The following is a 20215-nucleotide window of genomic DNA, read 5'->3' as shown; positions in this document are numbered from 1 at the left end:
CTTAACTGATCGGCGCACTGTTAAGCCGCAACTCCGCCCGCAACCCGCCCTGGGGCGAATTGTGCAGATGCAGGCTGCTTTGCAGCTTGCGCACGATCATGTCGACAATCGCCAGTCCCAATCCCGCGCCATTGCTGTTGCCCTGGCTGTAGAAGCGCTCAAGCAGACGTGCCTTGTGTTGCTCGTCGATGCCGGGGCCGGCGTCCTCGACGCATAAACGGGCGCTGCCATCTTCCTGGCGTTGCAGCACCACCCGGATCTCGCTGGCGGCAGGGGCGAAGTTGAGGGCGTTGGTCAGCAGGTTCTGCAAGGCGATGGTGATGGCGCCCGGGTCGCTGTGGATCATGCACACCTCATCGGCCTCCAGCACCAGCTCGACCCGTTTCTCCAGCGCCAGCGGCGTGAGTTCGGCCATCTCTTCCTGCACCAACGTATTGAGCTCGAAGGTCTTGAGCTGCTCCGGACTCAAGTGCGGTTCAAGCCTTGCCATGGTCAGCAACTGACTGGCGATACGGGCTGCCCGATCAACGCCGCTGACCAGAAAATCCAGTGCCTCCAGACGTTGTTCCGGGAGTTCGGCCTGACGGGCGTTCTGTGCGTGGATGCGCAGAACGGTCAAGGGGGTGCGCAGTTCATGGGCGGCATCGGCAATGAAGCGCCGCTCGCGTTCCAGCAGATTGTCGATCTGGGTCAGCAGGCGATTGAGAGCGGTCTGCATGGGCTCCAGCTCCTTGGGCAAGGGCGACAGCGCCAGAGGCTCCAGGCTTTCTGCATCACGCTTGCGGATCACCTGCGCCATGGATTGCAGCGGGCGCAGGCCCCAGCCGATGACCAGCCAGATGGACAGGATCAGCAGCGGAACGCCAATCACGGTGGGCCACACGGTATGGCTGACGATGATCTGAATGAGGCCCTGGCGCACATCGTCGCGCTCACCGACCCAGATCAGGAAACCCTGCTGCGGATCGGCCAGCAGGAAGCCACACCATTCACGGCCATTTTCCACCAGGTCATGGGAGCCTTCGGTCCTGGGCGGCTCAGTGAGCACCGGGGCTTCGGCGGAGCGCACCAGCAATTCACCCGACGTACGCCAGACCTGGAAGGTCAGGCGGGTTTCGTAAGGATGGGCCACGCCGCTGGTGCCGACCCGGCTCATGGCTTCGTCGAACGCTTCATACAGCTTGCTCAGATCCTTTTCGCCCTCGGCCCGCTGGCGCAGCACGCCTTGCAGCAGGCGGGCACTCTGCGCCAGCTGGGCGTCGTAGACCTCTTCGATTTCGTGATGGCTGTCGCGCAGCACCAGCAGGCCGATGATCAGATCGCCCAGCAGCAACAGCAGCAATACCGGGGCAAGAATTCGTGCGCGTACCGAGGTCATGCCTTGAGCTCCAGCAGGTAGCCGACGCCGCGAACGGTGCGGATCAGATCAGTGGACAGTTTCTTGCGCAGGTTGTGGATCAGCACTTCCAGCGTGTTGCTTTCGACCTTCTCCTGCCAGCCATACAACGTGGTGGACAGGCGCTCGCGGGTGACCACCTTGCCCGGGCGGATCATCAGTTGATGCAGCAGTTGATATTCCATGGGCGTCATGGGGACTTCGTTGCCCTGAAAACTGACTTGCTGCGAGGCCGGATCCAGGCTGATGCCGGCGTGTTCCAGCAACGGTTGCGCCCGACCCTGACTGCGGCGCAGCAGGGCGCGCACCCGGGCTTTGAGTTCGTTGACGTCGAAGGGCTTGATCAGATAATCGTCCGCACCGGCATCCAGCCCGGCGATGCGGTCCTGAGTACCGTCGCGGGCAGTCAGGATCAATACCGGCAGCGACTGCTGTTCGGCGCGCAACTGGCGCAGCAGATCGAAGCCGTCCAGGCGTGGCAGACCGAGATCCAGCAGCAACAGGTCGAAGCGTTCGCTGCGCAGGGCATGCAGGGCGCTGAGCCCGTCCTCGATCCAGTCGAGCGTATAGCCCTCGGTGTTCAGGGCGACTTTGATGCCTTGGCCGATGGCACGATCATCTTCCACCAGAAGCAGACGCATAAGAGGTTCCGGGCAATGGATTGGGGGAGGGCGGGGCGCCATCATGCCGTTATGGCCGTGACTCGCGTAGAGCCATATGTCGAGAAGATGTAACGACCTGTTACACCTTAAGCTTTTCCTAAGATTGCTTTCGCACAGTAGCGACTCCTTAACTGCTGCGAGTATCCAACATGCGTAAAGTCCTGCTGATTTCCTTGCTGATGGCCAGCCCTCTGGCACTTGCCGGTCCGCAGTGCACCACTGCCGACAAATCCCAGTGGCAGGACCAGGCCAAGTTCCAGGAGCAACTCAAGGCCCAGGGTTACCAGATCAGCAAGTTCAAGGTCACCGACGGCAACTGCTACGAGATCTACGGTTTCGACAAAGACAAGCGCAAGGTCGAAATCTACCATGACCCTGTATCCGGCAAAGCCGTGAAGACCGAGATCAAAGGCTGATGAGCCGGGTTTCCCTGCGTCTGTGGGACCCTCTCGTCAGGCTGTTTCATCTGTCTGTCGCGGGTGTCTTCATCGCCAACTACTTCTTCAATGAGGCCGGTGGCGACTGGCATGTGTGGCTCGGCTATTACGCCGTTGCCTGGCTGTGTGTGCGAGTGGTGTGGGGATTCGTCGGGCCACGCAGTGCCCGCTGGAGTGACTTCTGGCCGAGCCCGAGTCGTTTGCGGGCTCATGTGCGGTCGCTGATCGACAGGCGACCTGCTCATCGGCTCGGCCATTCGCCTCTGGGGGCACTGGTCATGGTTCTGATGATGGCGCTGATTTTTTCCATCGGCCTGACCGGCTGGATGATGGAAGAAGTGGATGCCTTGTGGGGGGCCGACTGGCCGCTGCAGATCCATGAATCCCTGGCCAATGTGCTTTGCGCGCTGGTCGTGCTGCATATGGCCGCCGCGATCTTCGAGAGTTTTCAGGTACGTGACAACCTGCCGCTGTCGATGCTGACCGGCAAGCGCCGTTCATTGCCCGAACAGCCCGAAAACAACAATTGAAATAGCCCCTGTAATTCCTTTCGCTAAGGTGCTGGATTTTCATGCCTGTTATTTCCCGAAACCTGGCTGCATGGAGCGCAGGCCTTGCTGTTGTCTTGATCTTTCTCAGTGCCTGGCTCAGCCACCCGCTGCACAGGCTTTCTCCTTTTGCGGTCAGTGAGACGCCGGTCAGTGTCGAGGGCGCTGCTACCGCGGCGACCTACAGTTCGCGTTTCGCCTCCTCCGATCTCGATGATTTCGTTCACTCATCTGCCGTCACCGCCTTGCCGGGCGGTGATCTGATGTCGGTATGGTTCGCCGGTTCCCGTGAGGGCGCAGGGGATGTGGAGATTCGTGCCTCCAGGTTCGATGCCAGCGCCGGTGAGTGGGGCAATGAACAGGTGCTCGCAACCCGTGAGTCCACCCAGGCCGGTACGGGCAAATACATTCGCAAACTGGGCAATCCGGTGATTGCACTGGCTCCGGATCAGCGTCTCTGGCTGTTTTATGTGTCGGTATCGGTGGGCGGCTGGGCGGGCAGTTCGGTGAATGCCATGGTCTCTCAGGACATGGGCGCCACCTGGTCGCAGCCGCGGCAGTTGATCACTTCGCCTTTCCTGAACATCAGCACTCTGGTTCGTGCCGCGCCGGTATTCCATTCCGACGGCTCCATCGGCCTGCCGGTCTATCACGAGTTTCTGGGCAAGTTTGCCGAGTACCTTTACCTGAGCCCCAGCGGTGACGTGATCGACAAGTTCCGCATCAGCCGTGGCACCAACTCTCTGCAACCCACGGTTGTACCGCTGGACGGTCAGCGGGCCGTGGCGTTGCTGCGCTATGCGGGCAATACCTATCACCGCGTACTGGCCAGCCGCACCGAAGATGGCGGCAAGACCTGGAGCGAGCCGCACCCGCTTGAGCCGAGCAACCCCAACTCGTCGCTGGCAGCCGTCGGTGTGCCGGGGCGCGGTCTGCTGGTGGCCCTCAATGATCTGCGGGACGGTCGTTTCAAGCTGAGCCTGTACGGCACCGATGAGCAGATGAACCAGTGGCGTCCGGTGATCGATCTGGATAAGTCCCCCGATCCGCTGGGGCATCCGTTTTCGCTGGAAGCCTATCGGGAAATCCTCGGTGAAGGTTTCCGGGCCTCCAGTGGTGCCCGACGTCAGCCTCTGGAAGCCGAGTTCCTGAGCAATCTGGACCAGCGGGTCTGTTCGCCGCAGGGGTGCGATTTTGAATACGAGTACCCGTATTTCATTCGCAGCCCGGACGGTATGTACCACCTGGTCTACTCCTGGAATAACACCTTCATCAAGCATGTCAGCTTCAACGAAGCCTGGCTGGCGGAGCACTTGTTATGATCGCGCAATGGCTGACACACCTGGCGTTTGCGCTGGTGCTGTTTCTGATCCTGTCTTCCTGGACTTCTTCGCAGCGCTGGCGTCTGGCGATACTGGCCAGTGCTTCGCTGGCGAGCGTGGTTTCCATCGATGGCCTGTCTCTGGCGTCCTATGTGCGCAGTCTGAGCGATGACCTGGCGATCCCCAGTCTTGTCGGTCTGGTCTGGTTGACTGCCCAGCGTCTGGGGTTCGTCCAGCCACTCGAGGCTCCCCAGCGCCTGTTGGTGTTGTCGGTGCTTGCGGCCCTGGCCCTGGTTCTCTACCCGGCCACGCTGGGCATCACCTATTTCGATCCCTACCGCTGGGGCTTCAACCCAAGGCCGATGATCATCGCGGTCGGCGTTCTCACCCTGATGTTGCTGTACCTGCGCAGCCATCTGGGGGCCTTGATGCTGGCGCTGGCCACACTGGCTTTCACCTTCCGCATCAAGCCTTCGGAAAACTACTGGGATTACCTGATCGACCCGTTTCTGGCGTTGTACGGCTGCATTGCGTTGCTGGTATTCGTTGCACGTCGCCTGTATCGCAGCTACTCACAACCCGGAAATGCATGAACAGAGGAATGAAAATGAGTTGGCTGCAATCACGACGCCTGCAGTATTGGGCAGGCACCATCGTACTGTTTTTCCTGTTGTCGGCATTGTTGAGGGGCGTGTTTTTCTGGAGTTTTTCCGGGATCGAGCACGAGAAACTGTTCAGCGACCCGACCGTGCTGCAAACCCTGAGCATCGGTTTTCGCTTCGATCTGCGTCTGGCATTGCTGGTGTCGTTGCCGGTGGCGTTTCTGCTGTGGCTGCCGCGCTGGAACATGCTCAGCGTCCGTGCGCTGCGCTGGATAGCGCGCTCGTACCTTGTGCTGGCGCTGGTGCTGCTGACGATGATTCATATCGTCGACTTCGGTCATTACGCCTATCTCGGTGTAAGGCTCAACGCCAGTGTTCTGCGCTATCTGGAAGATGCCCAGATATCCCGGGACATGATGTGGCAAACCTATCCGGTGGTCTGGATCAGCCTTGGCTGGCTGCTGACCTTGCTGGTGCTGGCGCGCATCCTGCTCTGGCTGGAACGCATCACGCTGCAACGAGCGCCGCGTCCGGTCAGGCGCTGGTCGGCGGCCTGGGGCGCGGCTGTGATGGTGTGTGCGACTTTTCTGGGACTGCTGGGCCGTGTGGAAAACCTCAACCTGGAGAATCCGGTGCCGCTGCGCTGGAGCGATGCGTTTTTCTCCGGCAATAACCAGGTGGCGGCATTGGGGCTCAACCCGGCGCTGTTCCTGTATGACACCCTCAAGGTTTCCCAGTCCCGCTACGACGAAGATCAGGTGCGCCAGCACTATGACGTGGTCGCCCGATATCTGGGCGTGGCGCAGCCCGATGCCCAGAGCCTGAGCTTCAAGCGTCAGCAAGCCGTGCAGCCTTACCGGGTCAACGGCGAGCGTGCACCGAACGTGATTTTCGTGATGCTCGAATCCCTGGGCACCAGTGCCGTGGGGGCCTATGGCAACCCGCTCAATCCCACGCCGAACCTGGATCGTCTGGCCACCGAAAGCTGGTTCTTCAGGCATTTCTATGTTCCGGTCACCGGCACCGCCAAGACCGTCTGGGCGAGTATCACCGGGGTTCCGGACGTCACCCGTCAAGAGACCGCGACACGCCATCCGCTGCTGACCCGCCAGAATACGATCATCAATGACTTCAAGGATTATCAGAAGCTGTACATGATCGGCGGCAACTCGGGCTGGGCGAACATGAATGCACTGATTCGTCGCAGCATCGACGATGTACGTCTGTATGACGAGCGTGACTGGAAGTCGCCTCAGGTAGATGTATGGGGCATTTCCGATCTGGACCTGTTCAAGGAAAGCGACAGGATCCTGCGTGAACTGCCCAAGGATCGCCCGTTCTTCGCGTACCTGCAGACCGCTGGCAATCACCGGCCTTTTACCATTCCCAAGGAGAACGATGGCTTTGAGGTCAGCAACCTGACGCTGGAGCAGGTGCAGGCGGCGGGTTCGCGCAGTGTCGAGCAGTACAATGCCGTGCGCCTGCTGGACTTCAATATCGGTCGCCTGATGGAGCTGGCCAAGGCGGGCGGCTACTACGAAAACACCATCTTCGTGATGTTCGGTGACCACAACACCCGCATCAGCCAGATCCCTCACATGGCTCCGGCCTTCGAGCAACTGGGGCTGGAGAGCAATAACGTTCCGCTGCTGATTCATGCGCCGGCGCTGCTGGGCTCGCGGGTCATCGAGGAAGCGGTCGGGCTGGCGGACCTGTTGCCCACGGTGGCAGGCATGGCGGGTGTCGAGTTCAGCAACGGCGCGATGGGGCGTGACATTCAGCAACCGGCACCGGAAGGCGAGCGGGTGGTGCCGCTGGTATTGCGTGAAGGCACCTTCCCGCTGATCGGTGCTGTCACCCGGCATTATCTGCTGCAAATGGAGCACGACGGCAGTTCGCCAACCCTGCACGATCTGTCGTCCCGCACTCCGCTGGATAATGTCGCCGAGCAGAACCCGCAAGAGTTCGAGCGGCTGCGCGACCTGACTCGCGGGCTGCACGAGAGTTCGCGTTTGATGTTGTATCGCAACGTGCGCTGATTTGAAGTGGGAGGCGGTGAAGTGCCGACAAGCCGTCTCCCATGGCATGTAACTCTTCTGACTCGTCCCTCCACCGGAATCTGCCCGGAATAAATTTCCTGCTGCGGTGATCCAGAAACGCTTGTGCGACGTAGAGCCTTCGTGGCTGCTGGCGATGGAGACGCGTATTTCGAGTGTTCCTGCCAGTCTGCTACGCTGGAATTGTCTCTCAGGTAAGATTTCGTACGTCAGCAACAGACTTTTACCGATGCATAACCTTCTGTTATTCATCGGTAATTTTTGTAAAACTCTGTCAGATATCGTCGGCAGTCTGTATGTTGGGGCCCAATTTCGCCTGGATGCGGTTTTTTGTCGTTCCCACCCTTGAGAGCATTAGTGGATGTTGGCAACGTGTACCCAGGCTTCCCCGGCCCGACTACTTGATGCTCTTCGTTCTGAAACGAATCAGTTACATGTCGGTCTGGAAAAGCGCCTGCCGTTTTTTTCCCCTGTCCTGACGAGCGCTTATTACCTTCGTCTGATCCAGGCCTACCATGGTTTTTACAGGCCGTTGGAGTCCGAGTTGCTGGCCAGTGGCCTGATGCCGGATGAACTGGATGCGCCCGAGCGAGTCAAAACTCCTGCATTGATTCAGGATCTGCATGCCTTGGGCATGACCGATCAGGCGATCGATGAACTTGCCCTGTGCAGGCAACTGCCTCTGATCGACTCTCCCGGTGCCTGTCTTGGCGTACTGTACGTGCTTGAAGGCGCCACTCTTGGCGGGCAGATCCTGCGCCGCGAAATCCACAAGCGGCTGGGGCTGAACGAGCAAACGGGTGCGGCTTTTCTGAATGTCTATGGCAGCGCAACCGGCATGCGCTGGAAAGCGTTTCTGGCTCACCTGGACAGTGTGCAGGCCGACGCCGCAACCACAGAGGCTGCCGTGTTGGCGGCCCAATCCACATTTGCATGTTTCGAGCACTGGCTCGATGGTCAAGAGGTACTGTTATGAGCCAACTCGATAAAGACACTTTCGAGGCCCTTCTGGCCAACTGTGCCAACGAGCCGATTCAGTATCCGGGTGCCATTCAGCCTCATGGCGTGCTCTTCACTCTGACCGAACCGGATTTCGTGGTGCAGCAGGTCAGCGCCAACGTGCAGGAACTGCTCGGCAAGAACCCCGATCATGTGCTGGGACAGCCATTGGAATTCGCCGTGGGCGACGGCTGGGCCAATGTGCTTAAAAGCGCCAGCACCCAGGAGTCGTTCAACGACATTGCGCAACTGATCGTTACCGTCAATGGCCGGGATTTCGAGGCTCTGATGCACCGGCATCAGGGCGTTCTGGTGCTGGAGCTGGAAATTCAGGACAAGGAAGCGCAAGTTGCCAGCAGTGAGCGGATTGCCAACCTTGGGCGCATGTTGCGTCAGTTGCAGGCGGCCAAGACCCTGCAGGCGCTGTACGAAATCAGTGTCCGTGAAATCCAGAGACTGACCGGCTATGACCGGGTTCTGATCTACCGTTTCGAGGAAGAGGGGCACGGCCAGGTCATTGCCGAAGCCTCGTCGCCCGGCATGGAGCTGTTCAGCGGACTGTTCTTTCCCGCTTCGGACATTCCCGAGCAGGCTCGCGAGCTCTATCGTCGCAACTGGCTGCGCATCATTCCCGATGCCGACTACACGCCGGTGCCGCTGATTCCGCAACTGCGCCCCGATACCGGAGAGTCGCTGGACCTGAGCTTCTCCACCTTGCGCAGCGTTTCGCCGATTCACTGCGAATACATGAAGAACATGGGCGTGTTGTCGTCCATGAGCGTTTCCCTGCTCAAGGACGACAAACTCTGGGGGCTGATCAGTTGCGGGCATCGCACGCCTCTGTACGTTTCCCACGAACTGCGGGGGGCCTGTCAGGCCATCGGCCAGGTATTGTCCCTGCAGATCCGTGCGATGGAGGCCCTGGAAGTCACTCGCCAGCGCGAGGCCAAGCTGCAGATGCTGCAAAGCCTGAACGACTCCATGGTCTCTGCGTCGGAGAACGTCTTCGACGGTCTTGAGCAGCAACCGCAAATCCTGATGGATCTGGTCGGTGCCTCGGGTGTGGCGATCATTGACGACAGACAACTGCATACCTTTGGTCTGTGCCCCGAGCCTGGCGAAATCAAGGCTCTGCATAAATGGCTGATGGCCAGGGGGCAACAGGTCTTTTTCAGCCATCATCTGTCCAGCATCTACCCGGAGGCCGAGGCCTATCAGCAGCAGGCCAGCGGTGTTCTGGCCATGAGCTTGCCAAAACCGGTCGATAACGGCGTGCTGTGGTTCCGTCCCGAGGTCAAGGAAAGCATTCAGTGGAGCGGTAACCCGAACAAGCCGCTGGATATGGAAGGCTCCGGTGCAGGCCTGCGTCTGCGACCGCGTACCTCGTTCGAGATCTGGAAAGTCGAGATGGCGGGTATCTCGACCAAATGGACCCATGGCGATATTTTCGCTGCCAACGACCTGCGTCGCTTTGCACTGGAAGACGATCTGGCGCGTCAGGTGCGCCGGGAGCAACAAGCCGTGCGCGCCCGTGACGAACTGGTTGCCGTGGTATCCCATGACCTGCGCAACCCGATGACGGTCATTTCCATGCTCTGCGGCATGATGCAGAAGGCCTTCAGCTCCGACGGGCCACATACTTCACGACGTATTTCAGCCGCCATCGATACCATGCAACAGGCTGCCAGCCGCATGAACGTCTTGCTGGAAGACTTGCTCGACACCTCGAAAATCGAAGCGGGCCGCTACATCATTTCCCCGCAGCCGCTGGAAGTGAGCCATATATTCGAAGAGGCCTATTCCTTGCTGGCACCACTGGCCATGGATAAATCCATCGATATCTCCTTCCATAGCGAACCGGACCTGAGAGTCAGCGCCGACCCGGAACGCCTGTTCCAGGTACTGTCGAACCTGATCGGTAACGCCATCAAGTTCACGCCCAAACAAGGCCGGATCGACGTGGCTGCAGTGCCCAGCGGCAATGAAATCGTCTTCACCGTGCGCGACTCGGGCGAAGGCATTCAGCCGGAACAACTGCCGCACATCTTCGAGCGTTACTGGACCATCAAGGAAGGCAACCCGACCGGCACTGGCCTGGGGCTCTACATCTCCCAAGGCATCATCAAGGCCCATGGCGGTGTACTGACTGCAGACAGCCAGGTGGGGCTGGGCAGTGAATTCAGATTTACGGTGCCGGTGGCGGTGTAATGCATATCCTGTGGCTCTGTCTGCATCAGGAGCCAGCGGCCTGTAGGAGGCAGCTTGCTGGCGACTTGATTCAGTCCCTGCCCGGTCATGGCTTGTGAGACGGCTTTTGGTATTCATGGAATGCGGGACTCTTCGCAAACACATCCGCAATAAAATCCATGAAGACGATGGCCCGTTTGGGCAGCAGCCGATTCGCCAGATAGACGACCTGAATCGGGACAGGGGGTGCCACGTAGTCAGTCAGCAACAGCTGAAGATTGCCACTTCGCAGCCCTTCCTCATAAAGCCATTGAGGCCCTTGCGCGATTCCCAATCCGGCATTGACGTACTCGCGTATCGCCTCGGGCGAGTTGACTCGTAGTCGGCCGGAAACCGCAACATCGATGTCTTTGAAGCGCCAGTTAGTGCCCGTTGAAAGCAGTGTGTAGATCAGGCAGTCGTGTGCTTTCAGTTCAGCGGGTGAGGTTGGTGACCCGCGTTGCGCAAGGTATTCACGGCTGGCAACGCATACACGCTCGAACCAGGCCAGTGGGCGGGCTCGCATGGCACTGTCTTCCAGGTGTCCAATGCGGATCGCGAGTTCAGCCCCTTCGTCGACCAGATTAACGTAGCGATCGCTGATCTGCAGATCGAGCGACACGTGCGGATAGCGTTCCAGGAAGGTTGCGACATGCGGCACGATGAAGGTGTGGGCCAATGCGGTCGGGCAGGCAACGCGCAATAATCCGGACGCAGCGACGTTCCCTTTCAGTGACGACTCGGATTGCTCCACGGAGTCGAGAATGCGTCGAGCGTCTGCGTAATAGCGTTCTCCCTCAGGCGTCAGTACCAGCTTGCGTGTGGATCGATGAAGAAGCCTGGTTTGCAAATGGTCTTCAAGTGCTGCGACATAACGACTGACGTTAGGCTGCCCCAGCCCTAGATCGCGACCCGCAGCTGAAAAGCTGCCCGTTTCGACCGTTCGTACAAAACAGGTCATTAGCAGCAATCGATCCATCAGGCGTCTCTCATTCATGCAGTTGAGGCATGATATTTATACTGTTTTCTCGACTTATCAATATCTGTGCATGAATACATAGTTTCTCTCAGAAGGTCAGCCGCTCGGCTGGCCTGCAAATCGAGAGGAAATTCATATGTCCCGTTTACAAGGCAAGCGTACCCTCATCACGGGCGGTACCAGCGGTATCGGTCTGGAAACTGCCAGGCAATTTCTCGCCGAAGGCGCGCGCGTGATCGTCACAGGTGTCAATCCGGAGTCGATTGCCAACGCTCAGGCAATCCTGGGGAGCGAAGTCCTGGTGCTGCGTGCCGACTCGGCCAGTATCGCAGCGCAGAAGGAACTGGCGCAGGCCGTTGAGGCTCATTACGGACAACTGGATGTGGCCTTCCTCAATGCTGGCGTATCAGTCTGGATGCCAATAGAAGACTGGACGGAGGAAATGTTTGATCGTTCCTTCGACATCAACGTCAAAGGCCCGTACTTCCTCTTGCAGGCACTGCTGCCGGTTTTCGCTGACCCTGCATCGGTTGTTCTCAACACCTCCGTCAGTGCGCACCTTGGCGATGCGCGTTCATCCGTTTATGCGGCGACCAAGGCCGCGTTCCTGAACATGTCGAAAACGCTCTCGAGTGAACTTCTGCCGCGTGGTGTGCGGGTAAACGCGGTCAGCCCTGGCCCGGTCGATACGCCGCTGTATGACAAGCTGGGCATTCCCGATGCCTATCGGGAACAGGTCAACAAGGATATCGCTGCGACCATTCCATTCGGCCGCTTCGGTACGCCTGAAGAAGTCGCCAAGGCAGTGTTGTACCTGGCCTCGGACGAGTCTCGATGGACGGTTGGTACGGAAATCATCGTCGACGGCGGTCGCTCGCTTTAACGGGCTGGCACGGACGTAGCGTTTATACGGCCCGCTCCCTGCCTGGTGGCGGGCCTTGCCAATTTAATGGTGGGTATTTCATGTCCCAATCACAGTTCACACTCGTCAGCCATGGGCTGTGCCCGTTCGTTCAGCGTGTGGCCATTCTGTTACTCGAAAAAGGCGTTCCCTTTCAGCGTATCGATGTAGACCTTAAAGACAGGCCGGACTGGTTCGTGGCTATGTCGCCGACCGGTAAGGTTCCACTACTCACGGTGCCGGATGACAATGAGGGCGTGACTGTTCTATTCGAGAGTGTCGCGATCTGCGAATACCTTGAGGAGGTGTACCCGGAGCCCGCGTTGCACCCGGAAACTGCGCTCATGCGTGCTCAACACCGTGCCTGGATCGAGTTTGCCACTGCCATGCTTGCTGACGCATGGGGATACCTGAATGCTGCGGATCAGCAGACAGCGCTCGGTAAATCTGCAACGTTGAGAGGAAAGCTGGAACGACTCGACGGTGAAAAATCGGATGGCCCGTTCTTCGCTGGTGGAAAATTCGGCATGGTTGATATCGCCGTTGCTCCGGTTTTCCGCTACTTCGACATACTCGGATTCGAACCTGATCATCAGTTATTCATCGGACTTAACAGAGTTGCCGAGTGGCGCTGTGCGCTTGCCAGCCGCGCCAGCATTCAAGCTGCAGTTGCCGAGGACTATGAGTCCCGGTTCCGCAAACATCTTCGGGAGGGACAAGCTGTCTTGGTCAGCGCTCAATGAGCCAAGGCCGAACTGGCTCGTTCGCTGGCGCGTGTCGAGGTGCTGAAGGAGCGAATTCATTGGCTCTGTCTGCATCAAGTGTTGCAAGCCCGTCATAGAACTGTTGGAGGCAGCTCGCTGGCGACTGGACCGTTTTCGCCAGCGAGCTGCCTCCAACAGCATTACCAGCCCTGTACCAGAGCTTAGGCTTTGTACGAAATGTATCTGCGCTCGATGATGCTGCGTTAAAAACAGGCTCGGAATGCTCATTTACACCAGTAAAGTCGAGCGCGACTCCGACCGTTCCTCGCCTGTTTTTGCCTTGCCTCACCTTCGCTCGAAAACATTTCGTACAGAGCTTAACGAGGACAGAGCCAATTCATTTGCGAAGGTCGCGTGCAGTCGTATAAGCGGCGCACTCGGACATCCCTTCTGATCGCACCGGTCAACTCCCTCTTCGCAGGACGTTCAATCTGCGACAAGAAACATTCCTGTTAGCGACTATTCAGAACTGACGCTTTTCCCTTAACGCCATGTTTTTAAAGGGATAAATGAATGGATTCCCGATATTTTTATAGTATTTTCTATGTATACATAAAAAATACAAAGCATTGACGGTGCCTTCGGCCCGTGCGAATCTGAATTCAACAACAAGCTGTAAGCACGGATTCGCCTGCTCTGGAGGTCTTTGTGAAAAGCGGCAAAAACACGCTCTATGACGACCTGAAACGTCAGATTCTCACGATGGAGCTGGACCCTGACGAGGCGCTGGACGAAGCGGCGATCAGCGAGCGTTACGGTCTTTCCAGAACCCCGGTGCGGGAAGTCTTTCGGCGTCTTGCCGGTGAGGGCTACATCGATATCCAGGAAAATCGCGGATCTCGGGTGATCCCCATGAACCATTCGACGCTGCGCAACTTCTTTCTGGTAGCGCCCATGGTCTATGCCGCGATAGGACGTCTGGCCGTGCAGAACTTCAAGGCCCGCCATTTACAGGACCTGAAGGAAACCCAGCAACGATTTCGTACTGCGACAGTGTCGCGTGATGCACGGATGATGGTGGTGGAGAACAACCGTTTCCACGCCATCATGGGTGAAATGGCGGGCAATCAGTATCTGGAGCCCAGCCTGGAAAGGCTGCTGATCGATCATGCCCGTATCGGTCATACCTTTTTCCGTCCCAGCAACGAAGACATGGAGCAACGGCTGCAACTTTCTGCCGAGCACCATGATGCGTTTATCGATGCGATCGAGAAGCGCGATGAAAGTGCAGTTGTCGATCTGGTATTCGAGCATTGGGAACTTTCCCGCGAAAACATGGAAATGTTTATTGCGCCTCAAGGAATGAAAGCAGACCTGCCTTTTTCGATTGACTCACTCTGACAGTGACCGGTGTTTGTCAGGACATCAAAGCAAGCAGTGCAAGAGGGTGAAATTCAAGTTTCACACCACGGACTTCCCTTGTCTGGAAGTTTATAAAAACAAGTTCAAACGTAGATCGAGGAATGCCATGAAGAATATTTGGAAAGTCGTCTGCGCGGTTGCGTTGATGGGCATGATCATGTTGCCCGTACGCGCAGAAGAAAAAACGATTACGATCGGAACCCTGTCATGGGAGGATTTGACGCCCATTACCGGTGTGACCAAAAAGGTGCTTGAAGACTCAGGCTATAACGTCAAGGTCATCGAGTTTTCCGAATGGGGTATCGCTTATGCTGCCTTGGGCAAAGGGGATATTCAGGTCCTGGCTTCTCAAACGGACTATGCTGCCCAGGACTACTGGAACAAGAACAAGAATCGCCTGGAGAAGCTGTCTCCGGTTTCGTATGGCCTTTACCAGGCTATTGCAGTACCTAAATATGTCGATATCGATTCGCTTGAGCAATTGAACGACAACGCCGAGAAGTTCGGTTCAAGAATCATCGGCATCGAGCCCGGCTCGGGTCTGATGAGCGATGCCAGCAAAGCCGTCAAGGATTACGGGATCAAACTGCAACTGGTCGAAGGCAGTACCGCCGCCATGACCGCGGCCTTGAAGTCAGCCATTGATCGCAAGGAGTGGGTTGCGGTAACCGTATGGGAACCTTCCTGGATGGCTCAGAAGTTCGATCTCAAGTTCCTCAAGGATCCGAAGGGTGTTTTTCCTCCACCGCAAGGTTATTACTGGATCGGTCATAAAGGCTTTTCTCAGGAATACCCTCATGCCCGTGAAGTCATTGCAAGTGTCTACCTTCCACTGGCCGATATCACCGCCATCAATGGCCAGGTCAAGGACGGCAAAAGCATGGATCAAGCCGTCACGGAGTGGACGAATAATCATGCGGACCTGTTGAAGCGTTGGGGCAATATCAAAAAATACTGAATCGAATTTTCATTTAACTGCCGATTTCTGATCCATTGAAAAATAGAAAAACCAGTGAACTGGTTCAATAGGCTCAACAATGAATACGGTTAAAGTAGACGCCAACGAAGTACTTGTAGATTGTCAGTCTGTCTGGAAGATATTTGGACATAACGCCAAGGCTGCAATGGATGCGGTAGTGCAAGAGGGGCTCGGCAAAACCCGTATCCTGCAGGACTATGGCTGTGTGGTCGGGGTTTCCAATGTCAGCCTTCAGGTTCGCCGTGGCGAGATCTTCTGCATCATGGGGTTGTCCGGCAGTGGCAAATCCACGCTCATCAGACTGCTCAACAAGTTGATAACGCCCAGCTCCGGGAAGGTCCTGGTCAAGGGCAACGATCTGTCTGCCCTGTCTCCCGCGAAACTGCGGGAAGTCAGGGCACGCAATATCGGCATGGTCTTCCAGAGTGTTGCCTTGCTGCCCCATCGTACGGTTCTGGAGAACACCGCATTCGGACTGGAGGTTCAGGGTGTCGGCAAGGCCGAGCGTTATCAGGTGGCGGAGCGTGCATTGGCAAAGGTGGGTCTGACCGAATGGGCCTCACGCTATCCCGACGAACTGTCCGGCGGCATGCAGCAAAGGGTAGGGCTGGCGCGGGCGATTACCGCCAATCCCGAAGTCATCCTGATGGACGAGCCCTTCAGTGCGCTCGATCCTCTGATTCGTCGCCAATTGCAGGATGAGTTCCGCCAACTGACCAAGGATCTGGGCAAGTCAGCGGTTTTCATCACCCATGATCTGGACGAGGCGATCCGCATTGGTGATCGCATTGCGATCATGAAGGATGGCGTGATCATTCAGGTCGGTACCGCCGAAGAGATTGTTCTCAATCCGGCAGACGATTATGTAGCCGAGTTTGTGGCCGGTATTTCAAGGTTGCATCTGGTCAAGGCGCACTCGGTCATGACACCTGTCGCCACCTTTGAGGCGGCCAATCCGGCCTGTGATCTCACACGGTTTCCCCAGGCTTCGGCCGAGGCGGATATCAACGAGTTGATCGGCCTGGCGGTGGAGTCCAGGGCCGATGCCATAACGGTGGTCAAGGATGGCGTGGTGGTGGGCGTGACCACGCCCCGTGATCTGCTGCGGGGTGTTCAAGGTATTCCGAACGACAGCACGGCCGGACAATTGGCCGACGTCCTGGAGACGTCAGCATGAACACGCCCGATTTTTCAGCGCAATTCGACTCGACTATCGATGCGGGTCTCGAGTGGCTTTCCGAGAACGGCGAATCTGTTTTCAATGCGCTCAACCATGGTCTGGAAGGTGGATTCAAAGGCGTGCTGTGGTGCCTTTCCTATCCGCCCCATTACGTCGTTGCGCTTGCCGTCGGCCTCATCGGCTGGCGTATGGCAGGTATCCGTTTTGCCGTGCTGTCGATGCTGGCATTGCTTGGATGCGCGATGATCGGTCTATGGCCCGAGACGATGAGTACACTGGCGCTGGTGCTCACGGCCACGTTTCTGGCGTTGTTGGTCGCGATCCCGGTGGGTGTGCTGGCGGGGCTGACGCCCATGCTTGACCGGATGGTCGATCCCTGCCTGGATCTGGTCCAGACCTTGCCGCCCTACATCTATCTGCTCCCGGCGATTGCGCTGCTTGGCTACGGCCCGGGGACGGCACTGTTGGCCACTTTCATTGTGGCGGTGCCGCCAGCCTTGCGTCTGACTTCCCTGGGGATCCGCATGACGCCCAGAGAGTTCATCGAGCTTGGCGAGGCCAGTGGTGTGACCGGGTTGCAGATGTTCTTCAAGATCCGCTTGCCGTTCGCGATGCCGAGCATCATGGCTGGGGTCAATCAGAGCCTGATGATGGCTTTTGGCATGGTGGTGATCGCTGGCATCGTAGGCTCCGGCGGCCTGGGTGAGTCCATTTATGGTGCAGTGCGTACGCTTGATATCGCCCGGTCGATCAACGCAGCCATTGCGATCGTGATTCTGACCATGATTCTGGATCGACTGGCGCAAAGTGCGACGCAGTCGCGCATGGGAGCAAGTCAATGAGCCTCTCTGAGCTGAGTTTTTCTCCCGGCGAATTCATGGCTCCCGCCATCGACTGGTTGAATACCAACCTGCATGGTCTGTTTGTATTGATCAGCAAGGTGATCGAAGCCACGCTGGGCGGCATTGAAACCGCATTGCTGGCACCACACGCTTATGTCCTGATCGGTGTGGTCGTGATCCTCGCTGTTGTTTTCGCCAATGTGCGGGTGGCTGTTTTTGCTGCGCTGATGCTGGCGTTCTGTCTGTTTTCGGGGCTGTGGGTGGCTTCCATGCAGACGATTGCGCTGGTTTCGGTATCGGTGCTGATCTCGGTGAGCATTGCCTTTCCTCTGGGCGTCCTGGCGGCTCGATTCAAGCGTGTCGATGCGGTGTTCGTGCCGATTCTCAACATCATGCAGACCGTGCCGCCCTGGGTTTACCTGATCCCGGCGGTCATGTTGTTCAGCCTGGGGCGCGTGCCGGCAATCATTGCCACTATCGTATATGGCATTCCACCGATGCTGCGGCTGACCACACTGGCATTCAAGCAGTTGCCCAAGGATCTGCTGGAGCTTGGTCAGGCTCTGGGCGCTTCTCCGCGTGCGATTCTGTTCAAGATCGAGTTGCCCACTGCGGCCCCGACGTTGCTGGTGGGGATCAACCAATGCATCCTGCTGTCGTTGGCCATGGTCGTGCTGGCGGGGCTGGTGGGTGCCGGAGGGCTTGGTGCGGAAGTCACACGCGGGCTGACCCGAATGGAGATGGGGCTCGGACTGCGTGCAGGTCTGGCAATCGTGGCGGTTGCGTTGCTGCTGGATCGCTTGTCACGCGGTGCATTGCAGCGTCACTCTGCGCGCAGGCTGGCGTGAAGGATTCGGCTGCGTCCTGGGTGCAGGTATCAACGTGTTAAAGCATAGCGAGGCAAAGATTGGCAGAGCGACGTCAGTTCAGTGGTGCCATGAAGGGCAAGAACCTTCGTTATCTCAAGGATCATGAAGGGGCGGTGCCCGTCAGGGCTCGGGCAGGCTTTCTGCTGCTGGAGCATTTTTCCTTGCCTGCCTTCACCCAGGCGCTCGACACGATCATCACGGCAAATCTGCTGAGGCCCGAGCTGTTTGCGACGAAAACCTTTGGCCTGAATCAGGTCGAGGTGATCAGTGATCTGGGGCTGGTGATTCGTCCCGATGCATGCTTGAGCCCGGTCGAAATACAAGACCTGGACTTGCTGGTGGTGTGCGGCGGATACCGGACGAGCCTCACGGCAGATGATGCCTTGACCGGTCTTCTGCAGAGCGCGTCCGAACAGGGTATTGCACTGGCCGGAATATGGAACGGTGCCTGGTTTCTCGGGCGGGCAGGTCTGCTGGACGAGTATCGTTGTGCGATTCATCCGGAGCATCGTCCTGCTCTCGCAGAAATCGCCCGGCTCAGTCATGTCACCAGCGAAGCCTTTGTGGTGGATCGCGACCGACTGACGGCGTCCAGCCCGACAGGGGCGTTCTATATGGCTCTGGAGTGGATAAAGAGGCGGCACGACAAGACGCTGACAGATGGAATCGAAGACATTCTGGCGTTCGAGGCATCGCGCTACAGGCGTGTAAAACCTTCACTCAATGTCTCCGTCAGCGGCCCGTTGAGGGAGGTGATCAACCTGATGGATGCCAACCTCGAAGAGCCGCTTGATATGGAGACGCTATGTCTCTACGCAGGTCGTTCTCGTCGGCAGATCGAGCGCCTGTTCCAGGAACAGTTGGGGACTGCGCCTCACCGCTATTACATGGACCTGAGAATCACGGAAGCACGTCGCCTGCTTCAACACACGACGTTGACCATTGTCGAAGTATCGGTTGCCTGTGGCTTTGTGTCTCCCAGCCACTTCAGCAAGTGCTACAACGCCTATTTCGGTTATCGACCTTCCAAGGAAACCAGGCTGGTCAAATAAGTCCATAACGATAACTCTGCAAAGAGATATCACATCCATGGAAGAGGGTGGCATTGCCGCTCTTTTCGGCCCTGTTTCGTCTATTAAATACTGGCTTCATAACCATTCGTCACTGAGCATTCAAAGCTGATAAATCTATGTATTTTAATTGTAGACACAAAGAATAATGTTGTCTTATAGTGAAAGTGCAGGTAGTAGACAGTGCTCACTTACCCGTACAAAGGTTTCTAGCGATGGCCACAAAAGAACTCGATCAACAGGCTTGTACCGATCAGCCCGTTGACCGTAAAACCGTGCTGGGAGAGGCGTTGCGACGCCGGATTCTGAGTATGGAACTGGCACCCGGCGCAGTGGTTGACGAATTGGCTCTGTGCGATGAGTTCGGCCTGTCTCGTCCCCCTGTGCGTGAACTCATGCGGCAGATGGCGGCCGAGGGGTATATCGATCTTGAAGCGAATCGTGCTGCCCGTGTTTCGTCGATGAGTTATCAATCGCTTAGAAGTTTTTTCCTGGCTGCGCCGCTGATTTACATCGCGACCACCCAGCTTGCGGCAACACATGCCACACCTGCGCAAATCGAGGAACTGAAACGCATCCAGGCGTTGTTCCGCATTGCCATCGAAGAAAAAGATGTAGAGAAACGCGTGCTCTACAACGACGAGTTCCATCTGCAAATAGGAAAGATGGCGCATAACGCTTATCTGATGCCCAGTTTGCAGCGTTTGCTGATTGATCATGCCCGGCTGGGGAAAATCTTTTATCGCCATCCAACCACTGCCGACATGCAGAAGGATCTGGATCTGGCCGCTCAACAGCATGATGAAATGATCAGCGCCATTGAAAACAATGATCCGGCGCTGGCCGGGGATATCGTGCGGGCACACCTTGAACTGTCGCGTCGCAGAATGTCCGAATATGCCGCTCCCGAAGGGCTGGATGTAACAGTCGCCTATTGAGCGAAAAGTACCGGTTTCAATGCAATAAACACTGCAACTTGTGTGATGGGATTGTGCATAGGGAAGTTTTGGCACTTACAAC

Annotated in this window: 19 protein-coding genes; 16 read left to right on the top strand and 3 right to left on the bottom strand. The window is 57.3% G+C overall.

Translation table 11 applies throughout. From position 1 onward, the window contains the following. Position 1: 1 nt before the first annotated feature. Together JSY17_RS16235 and JSY17_RS16230 are read right to left on the bottom strand one after the other, a co-directional pair. Positions 2-1378 carry an ATP-binding protein gene (locus JSY17_RS16235; protein WP_200999294.1) on the bottom strand — a complete coding sequence of 459 codons (1377 nt, stop codon included), beginning with the start codon at positions 1376-1378 and terminating at the stop codon, positions 2-4. Then, complete coding sequence (locus tag JSY17_RS16230) at positions 1375-2037, bottom strand: response regulator (RefSeq protein ID WP_117167547.1); 663 nt, start codon at positions 2035-2037, stop codon at positions 1375-1377. Before JSY17_RS16230 ends, JSY17_RS16235 begins: the two co-directional genes overlap by 4 nt. Before the next feature lie 170 nt (positions 2038-2207). On the opposite strand from JSY17_RS16230, the gene JSY17_RS16225 reads away from it, so the two are divergent. From JSY17_RS16225 to JSY17_RS16195, 7 genes are all read left to right on the top strand, one after another. Then, complete coding sequence (locus JSY17_RS16225) at positions 2208-2474, top strand: PepSY domain-containing protein (protein ID WP_025259114.1); 267 nt, start codon at positions 2208-2210, stop codon at positions 2472-2474. Further along, complete coding sequence (locus tag JSY17_RS16220; RefSeq protein ID WP_206402308.1) at positions 2474-3025, top strand: cytochrome b/b6 domain-containing protein; 552 nt, start codon at positions 2474-2476, stop codon at positions 3023-3025. The genes JSY17_RS16225 and JSY17_RS16220 overlap by 1 nt, the downstream gene beginning before the upstream one ends. Positions 3026-3066: 41 nt before the next feature. After that, complete coding sequence (locus JSY17_RS16215; protein WP_206402309.1) at positions 3067-4365, top strand: sialidase family protein; 1299 nt, start codon at positions 3067-3069, stop codon at positions 4363-4365. After that, positions 4362-4958 (top strand): hypothetical protein, encoded by a 597-nt coding sequence (locus JSY17_RS16210; RefSeq protein ID WP_206402310.1) that lies wholly within the window; start codon positions 4362-4364, stop codon positions 4956-4958. The genes JSY17_RS16215 and JSY17_RS16210 overlap by 4 nt, the downstream gene beginning before the upstream one ends. 14 nt (positions 4959-4972) lie before the next feature. Then, on the top strand, positions 4973-7006 hold the full coding sequence (locus tag JSY17_RS16205; RefSeq protein WP_206402311.1) for an LTA synthase family protein: 2034 nt from the start codon (positions 4973-4975) through the stop codon (positions 7004-7006). A gap of 379 nt (positions 7007-7385) precedes the next feature. Beyond that, on the top strand, positions 7386-8000 hold the full coding sequence (locus tag JSY17_RS16200) for a biliverdin-producing heme oxygenase (protein ID WP_117186955.1): 615 nt from the start codon (positions 7386-7388) through the stop codon (positions 7998-8000). Further along, on the top strand, positions 7997-10231 hold the full coding sequence (locus JSY17_RS16195; protein WP_206402312.1) for an ATP-binding protein: 2235 nt from the start codon (positions 7997-7999) through the stop codon (positions 10229-10231). The genes JSY17_RS16200 and JSY17_RS16195 overlap by 4 nt, the downstream gene beginning before the upstream one ends. Before the next feature lie 85 nt (positions 10232-10316). Here the strand turns inward: JSY17_RS16195 and JSY17_RS16190 are convergent, their stop codons facing one another. Then, on the bottom strand, positions 10317-11228 hold the full coding sequence (locus JSY17_RS16190; protein ID WP_206402313.1) for a LysR family transcriptional regulator: 912 nt from the start codon (positions 11226-11228) through the stop codon (positions 10317-10319). Positions 11229-11364: 136 nt separating this feature from the next. Here JSY17_RS16190 and JSY17_RS16185 point away from each other — a divergent pair, with 136 nt between their 5' ends. The 9 genes from JSY17_RS16185 to JSY17_RS16145 all read left to right on the top strand — a co-directional run bounded on the left by JSY17_RS16185 (position 11365) and on the right by JSY17_RS16145 (position 20133). Further along, positions 11365-12111: an SDR family oxidoreductase gene (locus tag JSY17_RS16185; RefSeq protein ID WP_206402314.1), complete on the top strand. Its 747-nt coding sequence runs from the start codon at positions 11365-11367 to the stop codon at positions 12109-12111. Between the two features lie 80 nt (positions 12112-12191). Next, positions 12192-12872, top strand: coding sequence for a glutathione S-transferase family protein (locus JSY17_RS16180; protein ID WP_206402315.1), 681 nt, complete (start codon positions 12192-12194; stop codon positions 12870-12872). Between the two features lie 669 nt (positions 12873-13541). Beyond that, positions 13542-14234 carry a GntR family transcriptional regulator gene (locus JSY17_RS16175; RefSeq protein WP_117183637.1) on the top strand — a complete coding sequence of 231 codons (693 nt, stop codon included), beginning with the start codon at positions 13542-13544 and terminating at the stop codon, positions 14232-14234. A 127-nt stretch (positions 14235-14361) separates the two neighbouring features. Further along, positions 14362-15213, top strand: a complete 852-nt coding sequence (locus JSY17_RS16170) for a glycine betaine ABC transporter substrate-binding protein (protein ID WP_117167538.1) — start codon at positions 14362-14364, stop codon at positions 15211-15213. Between the two features lie 79 nt (positions 15214-15292). Continuing rightward, positions 15293-16411 carry a quaternary amine ABC transporter ATP-binding protein gene (locus JSY17_RS16165; RefSeq protein WP_117183638.1) on the top strand — a complete coding sequence of 373 codons (1119 nt, stop codon included), beginning with the start codon at positions 15293-15295 and terminating at the stop codon, positions 16409-16411. Next, a complete protein-coding gene (locus JSY17_RS16160; protein WP_117167536.1) occupies positions 16408-17256 on the top strand; it encodes an ABC transporter permease in 849 nt (282 codons plus the stop codon). Before JSY17_RS16165 ends, JSY17_RS16160 begins: the two co-directional genes overlap by 4 nt. Then, positions 17253-18104, top strand: a complete 852-nt coding sequence (locus tag JSY17_RS16155; RefSeq protein WP_117183640.1) for an ABC transporter permease — start codon at positions 17253-17255, stop codon at positions 18102-18104. Before JSY17_RS16160 ends, JSY17_RS16155 begins: the two co-directional genes overlap by 4 nt. Before the next feature lie 59 nt (positions 18105-18163). After that, positions 18164-19177, top strand: coding sequence for a GlxA family transcriptional regulator (locus JSY17_RS16150; RefSeq protein ID WP_206402317.1), 1014 nt, complete (start codon positions 18164-18166; stop codon positions 19175-19177). A 233-nt stretch (positions 19178-19410) separates the two neighbouring features. After that, positions 19411-20133: a GntR family transcriptional regulator gene (locus tag JSY17_RS16145; protein WP_117183643.1), complete on the top strand. Its 723-nt coding sequence runs from the start codon at positions 19411-19413 to the stop codon at positions 20131-20133. Positions 20134-20215 lie beyond the last annotated feature (82 nt).

Origin of the sequence: Pseudomonas capsici, from assembly GCF_017165765.1 — a bacterium.
Taxonomy (GTDB): domain Bacteria; phylum Pseudomonadota; class Gammaproteobacteria; order Pseudomonadales; family Pseudomonadaceae; genus Aquipseudomonas; species Aquipseudomonas capsici.
The sequence above is the reverse complement of the archived record's forward strand: the minus strand, read 5'-3'. Positions and strand labels throughout refer to the sequence as shown.